A 17,733-nucleotide genomic window follows, 5' to 3' on the forward strand; every position below is an offset into this window, starting at 1 on the left:
CAGAAATTGGTTCAACATATTATCACTTCTTTCCTTTAATATAGTTTTTATCAAACAGGAATAGCTTTAACAATAAATACAGAGACGGAACTAAAAGCGCCATACCTAAGATAAAGACAACGATAAGCGAGATGGCCATTGCCGGATTGGTAAACCCTTCATGAATGCTGATATGAGGGTATAAAAGGTATGGATAATGGGCTATCCCGTAACCGAAGAAAGCAAAGGCAAATTGTCCGGTAAGCAGCCAAAATGCTATTCCATAATTTTTGCGCTTCCAAATCAGGATGACGGTCAATATCCATAACACAAAGGAAACGGCAAACATCCACCAGAGACTTAAGAGATTTGCAAAATGAGCTTCGTTATGGAAGTAAAGCTCGACAATTATTCCTGAAGCGGCAATAATCAAAGGAATGGACCAGCCTAATGCGTACTTTCTCATTAAGTTTGTTGCATCCATATCGCCTGTTTCATTTGCATACCAGGTTAAGAACACTGCTGATATATATAGCACAGCCACAATACTTAAAACAACAATGGACCAGGTTAACGGGCTGAAAAACAGGGCGCTGTAATCTAAGACCGGATTTCCATCCTCCATAAAGACAAAGCCGCCCTCCGAAATGGTCAGAACAATCGACAGGGAAGCCGGAATAAGCAACCCGGACAGCCCGTACATAATGGCATATCCTTTATGCCCCTGTTTTCCGTAGGATTCAAATGCATAATAAGAACCCCGTATCGCCAGTAAAATCAGTGCCAAGCTGCCCGGAATCAGTAAAATGGTTCCGAAATAGTAAGCAGACTGCGGGAAGAAGCCGACGATTCCGACAAAGAAGAAGACAAAGAATACATTGGTAACTTCCCATACAGGTGACAGATAACGCTGAATAATTTTGGAAAGAATATGCTGCTTTCCGGTAACGATGCTGTAAGCGTTGAAAAATCCAGCACCGTAATCGATGGATCCGACAATGATATAACCAAATAAGAATAACCAGAGAACGGAAATACCGATAATTTCTAATATCATGATTCGTCACCACCTTGCATACGTTCTAAATCCTTTTCGACCGGGTTTTTCCGGAACATATACGTTAATACAACAACCGTTCCGACACCCAGAATAAGGTAAAGGATGGCAAATAATACAAACATCCAGCCGACATAATCACTTGTTGTAGCGGCTTCCTCAATGGTCATCAGCCCTCTTAAAATCCATGGCTGGCGCCCGACTTCCGCCATCCACCATCCGGCTTCAATGGCTAAGAAGGAGAGCGGTCCGCCTGCGACAATCAGCCAGCGGTACCATGTTTTTTCAACGAACGCCCATTTTCTCCGCATTCCAAACCAGTAAAGCAGAGATAAGGCAATCATAAACATTCCGATGGTGACCATCGTATCAAAGAAATAATGGATAACGAGCGGAGGCTGTTCTTCCGCCGGAAACTCCTCCAGACCGATTACTTCAGAACTTGGGAAGCCATGGGCAAGAATACTCAAGGCATATGGAATATGGAGGGCATAATTGGCTTCATTATTTTCATCTAATACGCCCCACATCACCAATGGTGCTTCCGTGCTTGTCTCAAAATGCCATTCTGCCGCAGCCAGCTTTTCAGGCTGATATTCTGCTAAGTATTTACCAGATAAATCGCCAATTAGAGCTGTAGCAATTGCAAAAATCAAACCAATCTTCATGGCCATATGCAACGATTTTTTATGATACTCCTGATTTTTCTTTTGAAGCAGCCGGAAAGCCGCAATCGCAGCGAACATAAAGGCAATCGTCATATAGGCTGTAGACAGCACATGAGCAACCTTTGTCGGCATGGACACAGTAAACATGGCCAGAACCGGATTCGCATTAACCAAATCTCCTCCAATGATATCAAAGCCTGCCGGGCTGTTCATAAATGAATTCACCACAGTGATAAAATAAGCTGACATGCCGCCGCCGACAGCTACCGGAATCAATAAAAGCAAGTGTTTTTTCGGATTATCAAAACGATCCCAGGTATATAAATAAATTCCTAAGAAAATCGCTTCAAAGAAAAAGGCGAACACTTCCATAAATAATGGCATCGCGATAATATTTCCTGCTAATTCCATAAAGCTCGGCCACAGCAGGGATAATTGAAGTCCGATAATGGTACCTGTTACTACTCCGACAGCAACGGTAACAACAAATCCTTTCGCCCAGCGTCTGGCCATCAACAGGTAATGATTATCGTTATTTTTGATCCCGATCCACTGGGCAATCATAATCATCAAAGGAACACCGACACCGATTGTGGCATAAATAATATGAAATGATAATGTCAACAGCGTCAGCATCCGGCTGGCATACGCCGGATCTTCAAATAAGGTCATGGGTCAACCTCCTCTATGTATTTTTTTCTCTAGTTTTTAACATTCCCTGTGTATGCAGTTTTAATCAGATTCAATCAAAAATTCATATTGCTGAAGTATTTCCTCCTTATCATACGTTTTTTCAATAAAAGTCAACTTGTTATGGTGATCGATGAGTACAATAGTGGATGCTCTGGTGCCATAATCAGGTGTTTCGATAAAGATGGAAGATAATGCTTTTTCTAAATCTGCACGAATCCCTGTCTGAGGAAGAAGTCCGCTGTCAGCTTGTGTTCTGTCTTGTAAGCTGTGTAATAAATCTTCTGTTTTCATTTCTGAGTGTGACTGGATATAATTCGTCAGTTCCTTTTTAGAATGTTCAACTTTGGGCCAGGGTGTATTCAGCGTATCATTACTTAATCCATAAACCCCTGCTTTTATCTTAGAACCCTGATTATACACATTATTATAGTGATACAATGTGTCCTTGTCACCGAAAAGAATGTTATATCCAGCATAGTTATGACGATTTTTTGAAAGCTGCTCTAAAAACAATTCCCCGTCAAAATTCTGTAACAAAAAATCTACCGGAAGCTCTCCACGGGAAAATGTTTTAGATGCTGGAAGAGAAGGGTCCCGATAATTGGTCACCGCTGCAAATTTCCCTTGCTTGGAAACGGCCAGCCAGGTTCCCAGCTGCAGCAAATCTCTGCCAGCCAGAATATCCGGCTTGTCATCCCAAAAAGCTGCCGGGAGCGCAGGTCTATGATAAAACTCATCCCGATTACTGAGTAAAATGAATTTATATTTTGGATGTGCATGATAGGCAAAGGTGATTAAGCACATGGAATATATCCTCCTTTTTTCTTTCAATCTCGAATGAATAGCTTGTCTTCAGTATACTTTTCTGATATTTTAGAATCAATGTTATCGCATTCCCTGAAATAAAATGCGTTTCTCTATTGACAACGAGAAAAAATCTGATAATAATTAATATCAATACATCGAACGTTATGGAAGGACTAGTAAGTAAGCCGTCACAATGACAGAGATGGAATCAGAGGATGGAAGCAAATTTTAATTGCATCTGTCCAAAGCTGTGAGATTCCTCATTGTTGATTTACTGAACCTGCCTTTATCAGTCTTATGCAAAACATAAGCGTCTTCCGAACGTTATCCCGGAATAAGTGAAATACGGTTGTCCAAGGCGGACGCAGTTAAAGAATCGTATTTAAGTTGTGGTGGTACCGCGGAAGTAAACTCTTTCGTCCCTTCTATTTATAGGGGATGGAGGAGTTTTTTTATTTCCTGGTTAAAATGTTTTTAGAAAGTGAGAGGTGGAATGACAATGGCAGCAAAACGTATTGTCGTTAAAATAGGAAGCAGCTCGTTAACCAATACGCATGGGGAAATAGACCAACAGCAGCTGGAGGATCATGTCCATGCCCTCGCGCTGCTTCATCAGAATAATATGGAAGTGATTTTGGTTTCCTCGGGAGCAATTGCTGCAGGGTTTAAGCAGCTGGGCTATTCTTCAAGACCTGTTACGCAAAAAGGAAAGCAGGCTGCAGCAGCTGTAGGTCAGGGGCTTCTAATCCAGACCTATATGGAAAAACTAAAAGAATACGATATTACTGCTGCTCAAATCCTTTTGACCAGAAGTGATTTTTCCGATCAGGGGAGATATCGAAATGCTTATGCGACAATGGAAGAATTGCTGGAGCGGCGGGTTATCCCGGTTATCAATGAAAATGATACGATTGCCATTGACGAGCTTACGTTTGGAGATAACGATATGCTTTCTGCATTAGTAGGCGGTTTAATTCATGCGGACCATTTAATTCTTTTAACTGATATCAATGGCATATATGATAAAAATCCCGCTAGACACCCGGACGCAACACGCTACGACCATTTAATGAAGCTCAGCACAGAGCTGATTGCGCAGACAGATGCAACTGGCTCCAAAGTAGGGACAGGCGGTATGAAGTCGAAGCTGATGGCTGCGAAAATGGCATCCTCCGTCGGTATTCCGGTATTTATTGGACGGGGTTACGGAAAAGAGAAGCTGGCAGCTATTTTAGAAGGGAAGGGTGACGGCACCTATATCGACAGCGAAAGAAAAGCGCATTTACCGGCGAATAAACAATGGATTTCACTGCATTCGGATTTAGATGGCCGGGTAGTAATAGATGAAGGGGCAGAAAAAGCCTTAATGTATCACGGCAGCAGCCTGCTTTCCCCGGGTATTACAGCGGTAGAGGGTTATTTTGTAAAAGGGGACGTTGTCGAGGTTTATGGAAAGTCCGCTTTATTAGGGAGAGGACAGGTAAAATGCTCCTCCGAAGAATTAGAAGCCGTTATGAAATTGCGTGAATCAGATTATATTCACGCTGTACCGACAATTGAAGTGATCCACCGTGACAAGTGGGTCTCATTCGAGACAATGAAAGGGGAATTATCATGAGTGAAGTAATCGAAAAAGGAAAGCTTGCTAAAAAAGCCAGTTATCAAATTGGAACATGCACGACAAAGGAAAAAAATGAAGCGTTATTAAAAATTGCCAATGGATTAAGAGAAAATGAAGAAGCGATTCTTGCAGCCAATCGATTGGATATCCAGGCTGGAAAAGAGAAAGGCTTATCTGCGTCACTGCTTGACCGTGTGGAATTAAATCACCAGCGTATTGCTGACATTGCGGATGCGATTCTGCAAATTATTGATTTAACTGATCCAATCGGTGAAATACTTGAAACGATTGAAAAGGATAATGGCTTAAAGATTGTTAATACACGTGTCCCAATCGGCGTCGTCGGCATGATTTACGAAGCAAGACCAAATGTCACTGTTGATGCAGCAACACTTGCTGTTAAAACAGGGAACGCCATTATCTTACGGGGCAGCTCATCTGCCATTCATTCTAATCTGGCAATCGTCAAGGTCATTCATGAAGCGCTGGAAAACAGTGCCGTGATTCCTGATGCGATTCAATTAATAGAGGATACAAGCAGAGAAACCGCCAATGAACTATTCCGATTAAATGCATATTTAGATGTGCTTATCCCGCGCGGAGGGAAAAATCTGATTGATACGGTTGTCAGAGAGTCGCGCGTTCCAGTAATCGAAACAGGGGCAGGAAACTGCCATGTTTTTGTAGATGAAACTGCAAATCCAGAGATGGCAAAAGAAATTATCTTAAATGCGAAACTGCAGCGCCCGTCTGTGTGTAATGCGATTGAGTCCCTCCTTATTCAATCCGATTGGTTTGATCAGCACGGAAATGAGTTAATTGCTTCTTTGATTGAACAAGGCGTTACAGTTCATGGCGATGCCCGTGTTGTAGAAAAGATACCTTTTGTACAAGAGGCGGCAGAGGAAGACTGGAGAACGGAGTATCTTGGTTTAGAAATCAGTGTGAAAATCGTAGCGGATGTGTATGAAGCAATTGATCATATTAATACGTATGGCACGAAACACTCAGAAGCAATTATTACAGAAACGGCAGCTCACGCTGAAATTTTCAAGCAAAAAGTAGATGCAACAACAGTGTACCATAATGCTTCTACGCGTTTTACGGATGGCTTTGAATTCGGGTTTGGTGCAGAAATCGGTATCAGCACACAAAAACTGCATGCGAGAGGGCCAATGGGCTTAAAAGCATTAACATCGAATAAATTTATTGTTTCCGGTGAAGGGCAAATTCGGGAATAAGAGATAAATGTAGAAGGGAGCGGTTTTCGCTCCCTTTCTTTTGTGAAGAACACTAAATTAAATATGCTAAAATGAACTGCTTATATTTGAATTTCAACATTATTTTTTACAGACCACTGGTGACCAAAGTCCTTCTTTTTCCAATGTAACACTTTCTTCTTCATGAAAGTTCTCCATACACTTTTCAATAATCAGCTCGTTTGCTTTATGATTGTTATTAATTTGAATAGCTAAAATACTGCCAACGGTAATAATCGTTGTACAAACGATTATTGCAAAGATAATATTCAATGTATCTTTTTTCAATTTTATCTGCTCCTTTCACCTTATTTAGACTACCAGTAATTGGTTATTCTTTAAAGGCTGGACATCAAGTCATTACCAATAGTCAGTATCTTTCAGTTTGCAAAAGCAGGAAATCGCGATAAAATAACAATATAAAGGATGCAGAAAAGAGAGGTTCGACATGCTGGAGCAAATAACAGATGACATTTACCGTCTTGTTGTCCGGTTTAAAGGGGCTATGGGAGAGGTAAACAGTTATCTTATCAAAGGCGACAATGGTTATACCGTGATTGATACAGGGATCCATGCACCAGAAACAAAAGCTTTATGGGAGCGTGTTCTAAGTAAGTATAAAATTGAAAAGCTTGTGCTGACACATACGCATGAGGATCATATCGGCTTAGCTCGCTGGTTTCAAGAAATCTATGAAATTCCTGTGTATGTGTCCAAACGCGGTTATGAAGAAATGCATAAGGGAAGAGATGCGAAAGCTCGTAAAAATCGAATAAAGCGTTTAATCAAAAAACATGGAGCTCCGCCGATTCCTTTAAAAATAAGAGATGAATCCCATATTTATAAATTTGAGCCGGATGGATTTTTTGAAGATAATGATGAAATAACACTTGGAAACCGGTCATACCAGACGATATGGACGCCTGGCCACGCGCCTGATCATTATTGCTTCTATCAGCCGGAAACAGAAATCATGATTATTGGTGATCATGTATTAAACCATCTTTCCCCGGTAATCGGGTTATGGATGGGAGAGGAACACAATCCGCTGGAAACTTATTTTGAAGCACTGGAGCTATTGAAGGGCTATCAGGTGCGCCGGGCATTGCCGGGGCATGGGGATATCATTGAAGACCTAAATGAACGGATAACAGATATATTCCAACGTCATGAAAAACGGCTGCAGCAATTATTAGAGCTGATGGAAGAGGAAGAAATGACTGCTTTTAAATTAACAACAAAAGCGTATGGTCCGATGAAAAGTCTTGCCTTTGCCAGTCAATTTATGGCGACCTTGACACGATTGATTTATTTAGAGGAACAGTCGAAAATAAACGTACAGACCAAAAAAGGGAAGAACTATTACGAACTCCCGGCCAAAGATTTACAAGCTATTAGGAGCTGATAACAGATGAAGTTTGCAGCAATTGATTTTGAAACAGCCAATGAAAAAAGAAACAGTGCCTGTTCGATAGGAGTCGTCCGATTTGATGAGCAGGAGATTTTGGATGAATATTATTCCTTGATAAACCCGCTTAGCGATTTTCGCAGTATGAATATCCGGATTCACGGCATTAGAGAGGATGATGTGCAGGACGCACCGACTTTCGAAGACCTGTGGCCTACTCTGTATGAAAAGCTGGAAGGGCATATCATTGTAGCACATAATGCCAGTTTTGACATGAGTGTGCTGCGTCAATCTCTATTAAAATATGATTTAAGACATCCTGATTTTGCTTCTTTATGCACTGTGAAAATCTCGCAGCGTGTATGGCCGCATTTAGAAAATCACCGCTTGCATACAGTAGCAGATTATCACGATATTCCATTGATCCATCACCATGCCCTAGAAGATGCAAAGGCTTCCGCATTCATTTTGATGAAGGCGTTGGAAGCTCAGCAGGATGGGGATGCGGAACACTTTTTAGAAAGATGGCTGGCGTCAAAAGCAAGTAAACGCCGAAGCTATCCCAAAGCAGGCTCTAAAAATAAGACAGGGCGGGAATCAACGAAGCTGTTTTTATAAAAAATAGAGTTTAATTTCACAGCAATTGATATCAGGTAATCAGAAAACGATGGTTACTTTTTAACTGTTTAAAAAGAAAAAATTAGGCTATCCTTATCATTGCTTTTTTTAGAAAAAAGGCGTATGATAAATTCTACAAGCTACATTGTTCGTATCAATAAAAGTTTTAACCTCTAATGTTGGAATAGGGAGTTTTACATCGAAATTGAAATGTCGAGCCGTCATAAAGGAATGGAAGACAGGAAGGTTTCTGCGGACACCCACTTTGCGAAGTGGTGGTTTAAAACTTTTTATTGCATGGTACGGCAAATGTGGCCTGTATACATAATTTATTATCCTATCCCGGCAGCGGCCTCGCTCCCGGGATTTTTTATAATTTTAAATAAGCTCTCTTTCATTAAGGTGAAAGAGAAAATTTGCATTGTCATTAGCATCAGTTTGGAAAAATGGTTATCTTTTTCCGACTTGGAAACAATACAATTTAATGAATTGAACTGAAGTACAGAAAGGATGTATTGGAAATGACAAGTCGATTTGATGGTAAGGTAGCGATTGTAACAGGCGCAGCAAGCGGGATTGGAGAAGCAACTGCGGTAAAATTTGCTGAACAGGGTGCCAAGGTGGTACTCTCTGATATGTCTGAGAAAGGGAGACAGCTGTCAGATGAACTCAATCATAAGGGACTGGAGACAACTTTTATCCAAACGGATGTGACGAATGAAGAGGATGTTCAAAAATTAGTGCAGGAAACAGTTGCTGCATATGGCCGTCTGGACATCGTTTTTGCAAATGCAGGAATCGGGAACAGCACGCTCCTGCATGAATTGTCTTTAAAGGATTGGCAGAAGGTAATCGACGTTAATTTAACAGGCGTATTTCTAACGAATAAATATGCGATTGAGCAAATGTTAAAACAAGAAAAGGGCGGCGCCATTGTAAATAACGATTCGATCCATGGCTTTGTCGGCAAAGCCGGGGTCAGCGCTTATGCAGCAGCAAAAGGAGGCGTAAAGCTGTTAACCCAGACAGCTACAGCAGAATATGCTGCGAAAGGAATTCGAATCAATAATGTCAATCCAGGCTATATTGATACACCATTACTCAAAGATGCGCCAGATGAAGCAAAACAAGATTTAATACGTCTTCATCCTATTGGCAGGCTCGGAAAACCAGAGGAAGTTGCCAATGCAGTGTTATTTTTAGCAAGTGAAGAAGCTTCTTTCATAACAGGAGCAAGCTTGTTGGTCGATGGCGGATATACAAGTATATAATTGGAATAAAAGTCTCCTGATGCAGGGAGATTTTTTCATTGGCAGATATCGGTTAAATTTACAGTTTCCATCCAATAAGTAAAACAAATACAAACAGATTCAAAAATACGATTATTACTTTTCGCTTCTTCTTGCTATGCTTGATATAAAGCTTTCCATTTAAAGGAGGAAGAGTAATAATGACATTTCAATTAGAAAAATTAGATCATATTCAGCTGTCTGCACCAAAGGGTTCGGAGGAAACAGCGAAAAAGTTCTACCGTGATATTTTAGGGTTTGCAGAAGAAGAAAAACCGGAGTCGCTAAAGCCAAATGGGGGTGTCTGGTTTAGCGAAGGAGAAATCGCGCTTCATATTGGAATCGAGGAACCGTTTTCCCCTATGAAAAAAGCACATCCTGCTTTTAGTGTATCAAGAATCGACGCATTACAGACTTATTTAGAAAACGCCGGTATTTCGACAAAATGGGACAGTAAACTTCCGAATGCGCGAAGATTCTATGTCAAGGGCCCATTCGGGAACAGGCTGGAATTCTTGGAGTGGGAAAATAAATAAGAAATTCATTTTTTTAATCGGAATTATTAGAAAGATTTTAATTTTTCCCTTATGCTTGTTTTTGTGATTGTACGTGCTATACTATAGGCATTCTTTATTTTTTAACTCAACCCAAAAATGAATATTTTTCATATAATCGTGGGGATACGGCCTGCAAGTTTCTACCGGTTTACCGTAAATAAACTGACTATGGAAAAGTATTAAAAAGCTTGTATTATGTCTTAAAACAATGCACGCTTGCTTGATTATTCGACAAAAAGCTCGAAAATCTACTTTTCCCATGGTAGATTTTCGGGCTTTTTTATACTTTAGGAGGAATCATTCATGGATTTACTAAAAGAAAAAATTGTAACAGAAGGAAAAGTATTATCAGATAGCGTGTTAAAAGTAGATGCTTTTTTAAATCATCAAGTTGATCCTGTATTAATGCAGGAAATCGGGAAGGAATTCGCGAATCGATTCCGTGACAAAAGGATAACTAAAATTCTTACGCTGGAATCTTCAGGCATTGCTCCTGCGACGATGGCAGGGCTGGAGCTTGGTGTTCCGGTTATTTTTGCAAGAAAACGTCAATCGTTGACGTTAACAGATAATCTCTTAACTGCAGAGGTTTATTCTTTTACAAAACAGACGACAAGCAAGGTTTCTGTTTCCCATGATTTTATTAAAGAGGGCGACAACCTGCTGGTTATTGATGATTTCCTGGCTAATGGACAGGCAGCACTTGGATTAATAGATATTGCAAAGCAGGCAAAGGCAGACGTTGCCGGTATCGGTATCGTCATTGAAAAAGGCTTTCAAGAAGGCGGACAGGCGCTCCGTGAGAAAGGAATTAAAGTAGAATCGTTGGCTATTATCGATTCCTTAGAAAATAATCAGGTGGCTTTTAAAGAGGAGGCTCTCAGGCAATGAAAATGGCAGCATTAGGTTTCCAGCACCTATTAGCAATGTATGCCGGAGCAATTTTAGTTCCGCTGATTGTCGGGGATGCTCTCGGACTGAGTACAGAGCAATTAACGTACTTGGTAGCAATTGATATTTTAATGTGCGGTGTGGCGACACTGCTGCAAGTATTAAACAGCAAATTTATCGGTATCGGACTTCCGGTTGTCTTAGGGTGTACCTTTACTGCAGTTGCTCCTATGATTGCTATCGGCGGACAGTATGGCATCACGGCGATATACGGTGCGATTATTGTATCCGGGTTATTTGTAGTCGTCGTGAGCGGATTTTTTGGAAAGCTGGTCCGCTTTTTTCCGCCGGTCGTTACCGGTTCCGTTGTAACAATTATCGGAATTACCTTGATTCCTGTAGCCATTAATAATCTGGGCGGCGGAGAAGGAGCAGGAGATTTCGGATCAACTGCGCATATCGCGCTTGGATTTGGAACATTATTATTTATTATTTTAATGTACCGGTTTACAACAGGATTTTTAAAATCCATTTCCATCCTGATTGGTTTAGGTGCAGGAACGATTGCAGCTGCATTTATGGGAAGAGTTGATTTTTCAGCTGTTGCAGAGGCTTCTTATTTCCATATGGTTCATCCATTTTACTTTGGGACACCGACCTTTGAATGGTCGGCAATTATTACAATGATTTTAGTTGCGATGGTGTCACTGGTCGAATCAACAGGTGTTTATTTTGCATTAGGTGATATTACGGATAAAAAATTAAATGAAAAAGATTTATCCAGAGGATATCGTGCAGAAGGATTAGCGATTTTCCTTGGAGGAATCTTTAACGCATTTCAGTACACAGCCTTTTCTCAAAATGTCGGTTTGATGCAGATGACAGGTGTGAAAAAAAGACGTGTCATTGTGATTACCGGGGTGATGCTGGTTGTATTAGGATTTGTCCCTAAGATTGCTGCCGTGACAACGATTATTCCGACCTCTGTGCTGGGCGGAGCGATGTTAGCGATGTTTGGAATGGTTGTTGCACAAGGCATAAAAATGCTTGGTGCTGTAATATCGGAGTCGCCGGAGAATTCTATGATTATTGCTTGTTCGATTGGAATGGGTCTCGGTGTAACAGTCGTACCGGAATTATTTGATGTACTTCCGAACTCACTGCAAATTTTAACCAGCAACGGCATTGTTGCAGGAAGTGTTACAGCGATTGTATTAAATATAATTTTCAATATGACACCGCGGCGTAAAAAAGAAAAGCAGGTTACTGGAACAAGAGAGCTTGCTGAAGAAGTATCTTAAATAAGCATTGAAACTGTCACTTCGGTGGCAGTTTTTTATTGTTGTTTCAAAGATTACTGGAATTCAAGACCGGGTTACGCTAAAATCGAAGTATATATTTTCATGTATTTTAAGAAAGTATAGAGAATTTAAGGAAGAAAGTATGTTGGACATGATATGAAGCGTATAAGGGATGCTAAAAAAGTAAAAATACGATTTCAACGCTCCCTGTAATCTTAAAAAATGGAAGGAGGAGTCATAGGGATGACTGATTTATCAAACAGCACACTCCTTATCTACGGGCTGGTTATATCAGCTGCATTGATAATTGGTATTATTCAGTGGGTGAGAAGACGATTTGAAGTGTTGGCCGTTCTAGCTATTATTTTATCTCTGTTATTACCGCTTGCGGGCTTTCTATATAGTATTAATCGTCCAGAGGGTATGAATGAAATCGCATATATATGGCAGCAGGCCAGAGGAAGAAGCGGTATAGGTGTCTTTCTCTTATTAGGGCATCTGTATATCCTTTTTTGGGTCTTATTTGGTGCAGAATTTAAACGGCTATATGAGTTTCTGTTCCCTAAAGTAAAAAGAATCATTCAATGGGTTAAAAACCGTATTCAGAAGCAGGACAAAAACAAAATGAAAGAGGAGATGTAATGACAACAGAAAAAGAGAAGATGCAGGCAGGGGAAATATATAATCCGGGAGATAGTGAATTAGTAAAGGACCGGCTGCATGTCAGAAAGATGATGCGTTATTATAACGGGCTGACAGAGGATGATACGGTAAGACGGACAAGCTGTCTGAAAGAAATATTTGGCTCAACAGGGGGATCCCTGTTTATTGAACCTGATTTTCATTGTGATTATGGTTATAACATTCATGTCGGGGAAAACTTTTATGCAAACTTTAACTGTGTTATGTTAGATGTTTGCCCGATTCGAATCGGCGACAATTGCATGCTGGCTCCAGGTGTACATATTTATACTGCAACGCATCCGATCAATCCGGTGGAGCGTAATTCCGGAAAAGAATTTGGTAAGGCAGTAACCATAGGTGATAATGTATGGATTGGCGGCGGGGCAATAATTAACCCTGGTGTAACGATTGGTGATAATGCAGTGATTGCTTCCGGTTCTGTCGTGACTAAGGATGTTCCTGCAAACGTTGTTTACGGAGGAAATCCGGCTAAGTTTATTAAAAGTGTAGAATTGTAAAGATGTGTTTATTAAACAATCTCTTTAAAACAGGATTCAGCGGGGAGGGCTATGATGGATAAGCTTCAATCATTTGCGCCGGTTATCGGGGATCAGCCTAAAGTGCTGATTGTCGGTTCCATGCCGAGTAAAAAGTCATTAAAAGAACAAGAATACTATGGAAATCCCAGAAATCATTTCTGGCCGATTATGTATCATATTTTAAATGAAAAAGCCGTAGAGACGTATTCTGAAAAATTACATTTAATGAAGAAGTATCACTTGGCGTTATGGGATACTGTCGGCTATTGCTATCGGCAAGGGAGCCTGGATATGCATATTCAAGAAGAAGAACCTAATGATATTGCAGGACTTTTAAAGGCATATCCTACTATTCAGCTGATCGCTTGTAATGGAACAAAAGCATATCAAATGTTTCAGAAGTTTATCGCTCCGGTGCTCCAGCAGGAAGTCGATGTGATAAAGCTTCCTTCTACAAGTCCTATTCCTGGAAAATATAATAAAACATTTGAAGAGAAGATAGAAGCGTGGCGTGTAGTTACTACCTATTTAGAAGATATAAGGTCGTAAATCCAGAGGGGGACAGAATGAAACAATTTTGGCTGCAATTTCTGCTTTTTTCAATATTATGGGTTGGATTACTCTTATTTAACAGTACATTTATCCCTTATCATTTCTTTTTATTTGCACTGAGTCTGGCTTTTTTCTTTCTCTTATCGTTTCGAACGAAGGAGTTGTATCTTTTCTTAGGCAATATCATCGTTATTCTATGTGCCGGTTTCTTTTTCACAGATAATGTTTTATTTTCTATCAGTTTAATATGGTTTTTGCTGGTATTAGCTGCCAGGCAGGTAGAAACACAGGCATATTATACGCTGTCAGCTGCAGCAATAGCAGCATGTATGTTCTTTTCTTTTTTTTCATCGATTTCCCTTGAATTATTTCTTGGAAGCATTTTTATTTTGGCAATAAGTATTCTCCTGCATCAGCAATGGAGTCATAACCAGTATTATAAGCATTTATACGAGGAGTTGAATGATTCCTACAGGCAGCTGAAACGGCAGCATGTGGATGCGGAGAAAAATGCAAAAACAGAGGAAAGAGCACGTATCGCCAGAGATATGCATGATTCTGTCGGACATCATTTGACCGCATTAATGATGCAGATAGAAATGCTGTCGATTCAATATCCGGATTTGAAAACAGGACAGATGAAGGAATTGGCAAACAGAAGCCTGGAGGAAACGAGAGATGCTGTCAAAGCTTTAAAATTGGAGGAATCGGAAGGAATCGCAACGGTTGTCCAGCTGATTCGGAAATTAGAAAGTGAGAGTCATTTGAATGTGCATTTCACGATGAAGAAAGGGGTTTTATCCGTGCCGATTTCTAATGCTAAAAGTGTTGTTCTTTATCGGGTGATTCAGGAAGGGATTACCAATGCCATGCGCCATGCCAACAGCCGTGAGGTTTTTGTAACTTTAAGTAAATCTGCAGATCAGGCAATCCATTTTGAAATCAGTAATAAAATACATCAAGTAAAAGCATATGAACCGGGATTTGGACTGACAAATATGCAAAGTCGTGTGGAGGAATTCGATGGGAAATTAGAGATTCTTCAGTTACCTGATAAGTTTGTTTTATCAGGAAGGATTCCCAGCTGATATTCATGACGGAAGGAGATGATAATGTATGTTCCACGTGATGCTTGTAGAGGATCAGGAAATCGTACGTCAAGGACTGCGTATGATTCTGGAACAGGATGAACAGATTCGTGTAAGCTGCGAAGCAAGTAATGGATTCGAAGCGATGGAAAAGATGAGCGCGCATCGTGTTGACATTGTTTTTATGGACATCCGGATGCCGGATATGAATGGTATTGAGGCGACTAGGAAAATAAAAGAACAGTGGCCGGATGTGCCTGTTCTCATTCTGACCACCTTTAATGACGATGAATATGCTCTGGAAGCACTGAATGAAGGAGCAAGCGGTTTTTTATTGAAAACCTCTGACGGCAAAAAGCTTATCGAAGCGGTATACAGTGTTATGAAGGGCGGCTTGGTGCTGCATGATGAGGTGACCGCGAAAGTAATGCCGAGATTGTTAAAGCAATCTAAGAAAACAAGCGCTGCAGCAAACGTTGAGCTGACGGAAAGAGAAAGAACGATTGCCAAAAAGGTTGGACAGGGAAAAACGAATAAAGAAATCGCTGCTGAATTGTATCTTTCTATAGGGACGATAAAAAATCATATTTCTGTTATTCTGCAAAAGACTGATTTACGTGACCGGACGCAGCTCGCTATCTATGCGGTTACTCATGATATTTCTTAAAAAGGAAGTTTCAAGAACGAATGTCAAGAAATTGTACGAATTCCCTGCTGTAGTCCGCCGTTACATAATTTAAAATAGAAGTAACCTTAAATAAAAGTTTGGTGAAGAAGAGATGATTGCAATATTTTTAGATGAATTTCATTTTTCAACCCTGTGGAATGGCGGAATCTTTTTGTTTTGTGCATTTATGATTGTTTGTTATTTTTTTATGATTCCTTCCAAGGGAAAGAGCGGTATGCTTTATATTATCTCTTTTCTCTTCGGCATGGTTGTCTTATTTTTGTCTGTGGGAAGTCCATTAAATATTATTGGCAGGCTGACCTTGCAGGCACATATGTATCAAATTGTCGGTTTACTTTTTGTTGCGGCTCCCTTGCTTGTTATTGGATGGAGGCCAAAATCGTGGATCAGTGAAAAAATCAGCTGGATACAAAGCGCACTTGCTTATTTCCGGAAGCCTGCAGTAGCTATTACCCTGCTGACGGTCTTTTTTTACGGTTATCATCTGCCATTTATGTTTGATATTGCCAGAATAGAGCTGTACTGGAATCATTTCTTTATGATGTGTCTGTTTTTGGCTGCATTGAATTTCTGGGCTGCATTTTTCTATTATTGGCTGAATAATCGTGTCAGATGGTATGCAACGGCCGTTCAAATATCTGCATTCTTACCCTATTGCTTTTATGGTCTTCTAGCAGGTTCAGGCATTTATCAAACCTACAAGGATCCGGCTGTCTTTTTAGAATCATTACGGGTCTGTATTCCGGTCGATTTGCAAATGCCGGATGAATTCTATATTGGTTTTCTGCCTTTTGACCCGGTTTATGAGCAGCAGATGGGAATTTTGATTTTTCTGTTCAGCATCGCACTCGTATTCGTTATTACGCTGGTTTGGTCTCAAAGGCAATTTAAAAATGAAAAAGGATGAATTACTTAATGACAGCAGAGCTGAAAATCAGTTCTGCTGTTTTTTTGTTAAGCAAGGAAAGAAGAAGTGTTGGATGAAAAAAATGACTGGAGTCACTTTTTTCCATCCGATTAGTGACGGAGGAAAGTGTTGTTTTGCTCGGGAAGACGATAAAATATAAGTAGATTTGACAGGAGGGCTAACATGCTGGAATTAGTTGATATTTCAAAGCGTTTTAAAAAAATAGAAGCAGTAAAGGCATTAAATATGTTTATTGAACAGGGAGAAATCGTCGGTCTGCTCGGTCCGAACGGAGCTGGTAAATCAACGGCTATTTCTATCCTTTCTACATTGATTGAGCCGACACAGGGAGACGTCCGGTTTTTGAAAAAGTCTGTCATTAAAAAGCCGTCTCCATTACGGAAAGCCATTGGGGTCGTACCGCAGGAAATCGCACTTTATCCGCAGTTATCGGCGGAAGAAAACCTGCTTTTCTTTGGAAGAATTTATCGTTTGAAGGGCTCAAATTTAAAACAGCGGGTGAATGAGATTTTAGAGCAAATTGGTTTAACAGAGAAGCGAAAAGCGTTGGTAGAGTCTTTTTCCGGAGGGATGAAAAGACGGTTGAATATTGGGGTGGCTATGCTCCACAGCCCTAAAATTTTAATTATGGATGAACCGACTGTCGGCATCGACCCGCAATCCAGAAGCTATATTTTGGAGACTGTCAAACGTTTGAACAAAGAAAATCAAATGACGGTCGTCTATACAAGCCATTATATGGAAGAAGTAGATTATCTGTGTGACCGTATTTATATTATGGATCAGGGGAATTTAATTGCTTCTGGGACGAAGGAGGAAATCAAGCAGATTCTTTCTTCCGAAAATACGATTTCAATCCAGGCTGACCATTGGAGTGAAGCATTTATTGCCCATTTGAAGGAGCATGAATCGGTGACAAATGTGCATGTGGAAGAAAAAGAGATTACATTAATTACGCCAAAGGAAGTCAATTTGTTTTCTGAAATTATTTCGATGACGGAGAAATATGCTATTTCTTTACGCTCGCTGCATGTGAAGTCCCCAACGCTGGAGGATGTATTCCTGCACTTAACCGGAAGAGCATTACGTGATTAGAGGAGGATGAC

At 40.4% G+C, this 17,733-nt stretch carries 19 protein-coding genes, 1 other RNA gene and 1 riboswitch; of the genes, 16 read left to right on the forward strand and 4 right to left on the reverse strand.

What is annotated here, in order from left to right; all coding sequences use genetic code 11:
* Positions 1-22: 22 nt before the first annotated feature.
* The 3 genes from MKX55_RS10415 to MKX55_RS10425 are packed head-to-tail and all read right to left on the reverse strand — an operon-like array spanning position 23 to position 3,201.
* A complete protein-coding gene (locus MKX55_RS10415; protein WP_339237996.1) occupies positions 23-1,036 on the reverse strand; it encodes a cytochrome d ubiquinol oxidase subunit II in 1,014 nt (337 codons plus the stop codon).
* Complete coding sequence (locus MKX55_RS10420) at positions 1,033-2,376, reverse strand: cytochrome ubiquinol oxidase subunit I (protein ID WP_339237998.1); 1,344 nt, start codon at positions 2,374-2,376, stop codon at positions 1,033-1,035. Before MKX55_RS10420 ends, MKX55_RS10415 begins: the two co-directional genes overlap by 4 nt.
* Before the next feature lie 60 nt (positions 2,377-2,436).
* Positions 2,437-3,201, reverse strand: a complete 765-nt coding sequence (locus tag MKX55_RS10425; protein ID WP_339238000.1) for an NRDE family protein — start codon at positions 3,199-3,201, stop codon at positions 2,437-2,439.
* 502 nt (positions 3,202-3,703) lie between these two features.
* Between MKX55_RS10425 and proB the strand changes: the two genes are divergently transcribed.
* On the forward strand, positions 3,704-4,822 hold the full coding sequence (gene proB, locus MKX55_RS10430) for a glutamate 5-kinase (protein ID WP_339184710.1): 1,119 nt from the start codon (positions 3,704-3,706) through the stop codon (positions 4,820-4,822).
* Entirely contained in the window at positions 4,819-6,066 is a 1,248-nt protein-coding gene (locus MKX55_RS10435) for a glutamate-5-semialdehyde dehydrogenase (RefSeq protein ID WP_339238001.1), read from the forward strand. Before proB ends, MKX55_RS10435 begins: the two co-directional genes overlap by 4 nt.
* 99 nt (positions 6,067-6,165) lie before the next feature.
* Here MKX55_RS10435 and MKX55_RS10440 read toward each other — a convergent pair whose 3' ends face one another.
* Positions 6,166-6,372: a hypothetical protein gene (locus MKX55_RS10440; RefSeq protein WP_339184712.1), complete on the reverse strand. Its 207-nt coding sequence runs from the start codon at positions 6,370-6,372 to the stop codon at positions 6,166-6,168.
* Positions 6,373-6,532: 160 nt separating this feature from the next.
* On the opposite strand from MKX55_RS10440, the gene MKX55_RS10445 reads away from it, so the two are divergent.
* From MKX55_RS10445 to MKX55_RS10510, 14 genes are all read left to right on the forward strand, one after another.
* Positions 6,533-7,489, forward strand: a complete 957-nt coding sequence (locus MKX55_RS10445) for an MBL fold metallo-hydrolase (protein WP_339238002.1) — start codon at positions 6,533-6,535, stop codon at positions 7,487-7,489.
* 6 nt (positions 7,490-7,495) lie between these two features.
* The gene (locus MKX55_RS10450) at positions 7,496-8,110 is read left to right on the forward strand and encodes a 3'-5' exonuclease (protein ID WP_339238004.1); all 615 of its coding nucleotides are present in this window, start codon (positions 7,496-7,498) and stop codon (positions 8,108-8,110) included.
* Between the two features lie 134 nt (positions 8,111-8,244).
* Positions 8,245-8,432: non-coding RNA, 6S RNA (ssrS, locus tag MKX55_RS10455), on the forward strand.
* 199 nt (positions 8,433-8,631) lie between these two features.
* Entirely contained in the window at positions 8,632-9,381 is a 750-nt protein-coding gene (locus MKX55_RS10460; RefSeq protein WP_339238006.1) for a glucose 1-dehydrogenase, read from the forward strand.
* Positions 9,382-9,560: 179 nt separating this feature from the next.
* Positions 9,561-9,935: a VOC family protein gene (locus tag MKX55_RS10465; protein ID WP_339238008.1), complete on the forward strand. Its 375-nt coding sequence runs from the start codon at positions 9,561-9,563 to the stop codon at positions 9,933-9,935.
* Positions 9,936-10,043: 108 nt separating this feature from the next.
* A riboswitch (purine riboswitch) is annotated at positions 10,044-10,145 on the forward strand.
* Between the two features lie 114 nt (positions 10,146-10,259).
* Positions 10,260-10,847 carry a xanthine phosphoribosyltransferase gene (locus MKX55_RS10470; protein ID WP_339184721.1) on the forward strand — a complete coding sequence of 196 codons (588 nt, stop codon included), beginning with the start codon at positions 10,260-10,262 and terminating at the stop codon, positions 10,845-10,847.
* Positions 10,844-12,148: a nucleobase:cation symporter-2 family protein gene (locus MKX55_RS10475; RefSeq protein ID WP_339184723.1), complete on the forward strand. Its 1,305-nt coding sequence runs from the start codon at positions 10,844-10,846 to the stop codon at positions 12,146-12,148. The genes MKX55_RS10470 and MKX55_RS10475 overlap by 4 nt, the downstream gene beginning before the upstream one ends.
* A gap of 243 nt (positions 12,149-12,391) precedes the next feature.
* Positions 12,392-12,790: a hypothetical protein gene (locus tag MKX55_RS10480; protein ID WP_339184726.1), complete on the forward strand. Its 399-nt coding sequence runs from the start codon at positions 12,392-12,394 to the stop codon at positions 12,788-12,790.
* Positions 12,790-13,350, forward strand: a complete 561-nt coding sequence (locus MKX55_RS10485; protein WP_339238010.1) for a maltose acetyltransferase domain-containing protein — start codon at positions 12,790-12,792, stop codon at positions 13,348-13,350. The genes MKX55_RS10480 and MKX55_RS10485 overlap by 1 nt, the downstream gene beginning before the upstream one ends.
* A gap of 51 nt (positions 13,351-13,401) precedes the next feature.
* Positions 13,402-13,920, forward strand: a complete 519-nt coding sequence (locus MKX55_RS10490) for a DNA-deoxyinosine glycosylase (RefSeq protein ID WP_339238011.1) — start codon at positions 13,402-13,404, stop codon at positions 13,918-13,920.
* Positions 13,921-13,937: 17 nt separating this feature from the next.
* The gene (locus MKX55_RS10495; protein ID WP_339238012.1) at positions 13,938-15,011 is read left to right on the forward strand and encodes a sensor histidine kinase; all 1,074 of its coding nucleotides are present in this window, start codon (positions 13,938-13,940) and stop codon (positions 15,009-15,011) included.
* A 28-nt stretch (positions 15,012-15,039) separates the two neighbouring features.
* Positions 15,040-15,678, forward strand: a complete 639-nt coding sequence (locus MKX55_RS10500; RefSeq protein ID WP_339238013.1) for a response regulator transcription factor — start codon at positions 15,040-15,042, stop codon at positions 15,676-15,678.
* A gap of 112 nt (positions 15,679-15,790) precedes the next feature.
* Positions 15,791-16,606, forward strand: a complete 816-nt coding sequence (locus tag MKX55_RS10505; protein WP_256706208.1) for a cytochrome c oxidase assembly protein — start codon at positions 15,791-15,793, stop codon at positions 16,604-16,606.
* Between the two features lie 183 nt (positions 16,607-16,789).
* Positions 16,790-17,722 carry an ABC transporter ATP-binding protein gene (locus tag MKX55_RS10510; RefSeq protein WP_339184737.1) on the forward strand — a complete coding sequence of 311 codons (933 nt, stop codon included), beginning with the start codon at positions 16,790-16,792 and terminating at the stop codon, positions 17,720-17,722.
* The last annotated feature ends 11 nt before the right edge of the window (positions 17,723-17,733 follow it).

It is taken from the genome of Oceanobacillus sp. FSL W7-1281, from assembly GCF_037969835.1.
GTDB lineage: Bacteria > Bacillota > Bacilli > Bacillales > Amphibacillaceae > Oceanobacillus > Oceanobacillus oncorhynchi.

Excerpts from the sequence above, each read along its gene's own strand:
- MKX55_RS10415 (WP_339237996.1), bottom strand. The coding sequence starts at position 1,036 with ATGATATTAGAAATTATCGGTATTTCCGTTCTCTGGTTATTCTTATTT.
- MKX55_RS10420 (WP_339237998.1), bottom strand. The coding sequence starts at position 2,376 with ATGACCTTATTTGAAGATCCGGCGTATGCCAGCCGGATGCTGACGCTG.
- MKX55_RS10425 (WP_339238000.1), bottom strand. The coding sequence starts at position 3,201 with ATGTGCTTAATCACCTTTGCCTATCATGCACATCCAAAATATAAATTC.
- proB (WP_339184710.1), top strand. The coding sequence starts at position 3,704 with ATGGCAGCAAAACGTATTGTCGTTAAAATAGGAAGCAGCTCGTTAACC.
- MKX55_RS10435 (WP_339238001.1), top strand. The coding sequence starts at position 4,819 with ATGAGTGAAGTAATCGAAAAAGGAAAGCTTGCTAAAAAAGCCAGTTAT.
- MKX55_RS10445 (WP_339238002.1), top strand. The coding sequence starts at position 6,533 with ATGCTGGAGCAAATAACAGATGACATTTACCGTCTTGTTGTCCGGTTT.
- MKX55_RS10450 (WP_339238004.1), top strand. The coding sequence starts at position 7,496 with ATGAAGTTTGCAGCAATTGATTTTGAAACAGCCAATGAAAAAAGAAAC.
- MKX55_RS10460 (WP_339238006.1), top strand. The coding sequence starts at position 8,632 with ATGACAAGTCGATTTGATGGTAAGGTAGCGATTGTAACAGGCGCAGCA.
- MKX55_RS10465 (WP_339238008.1), top strand. The coding sequence starts at position 9,561 with ATGACATTTCAATTAGAAAAATTAGATCATATTCAGCTGTCTGCACCA.
- MKX55_RS10470 (WP_339184721.1), top strand. The coding sequence starts at position 10,260 with ATGGATTTACTAAAAGAAAAAATTGTAACAGAAGGAAAAGTATTATCA.
- MKX55_RS10475 (WP_339184723.1), top strand. The coding sequence starts at position 10,844 with ATGAAAATGGCAGCATTAGGTTTCCAGCACCTATTAGCAATGTATGCC.
- MKX55_RS10480 (WP_339184726.1), top strand. The coding sequence starts at position 12,392 with ATGACTGATTTATCAAACAGCACACTCCTTATCTACGGGCTGGTTATA.
- MKX55_RS10485 (WP_339238010.1), top strand. The coding sequence starts at position 12,790 with ATGACAACAGAAAAAGAGAAGATGCAGGCAGGGGAAATATATAATCCG.
- MKX55_RS10490 (WP_339238011.1), top strand. The coding sequence starts at position 13,402 with ATGATGGATAAGCTTCAATCATTTGCGCCGGTTATCGGGGATCAGCCT.
- MKX55_RS10495 (WP_339238012.1), top strand. The coding sequence starts at position 13,938 with ATGAAACAATTTTGGCTGCAATTTCTGCTTTTTTCAATATTATGGGTT.
- MKX55_RS10500 (WP_339238013.1), top strand. The coding sequence starts at position 15,040 with ATGTTCCACGTGATGCTTGTAGAGGATCAGGAAATCGTACGTCAAGGA.
- MKX55_RS10505 (WP_256706208.1), top strand. The coding sequence starts at position 15,791 with ATGATTGCAATATTTTTAGATGAATTTCATTTTTCAACCCTGTGGAAT.
- MKX55_RS10510 (WP_339184737.1), top strand. The coding sequence starts at position 16,790 with ATGCTGGAATTAGTTGATATTTCAAAGCGTTTTAAAAAAATAGAAGCA.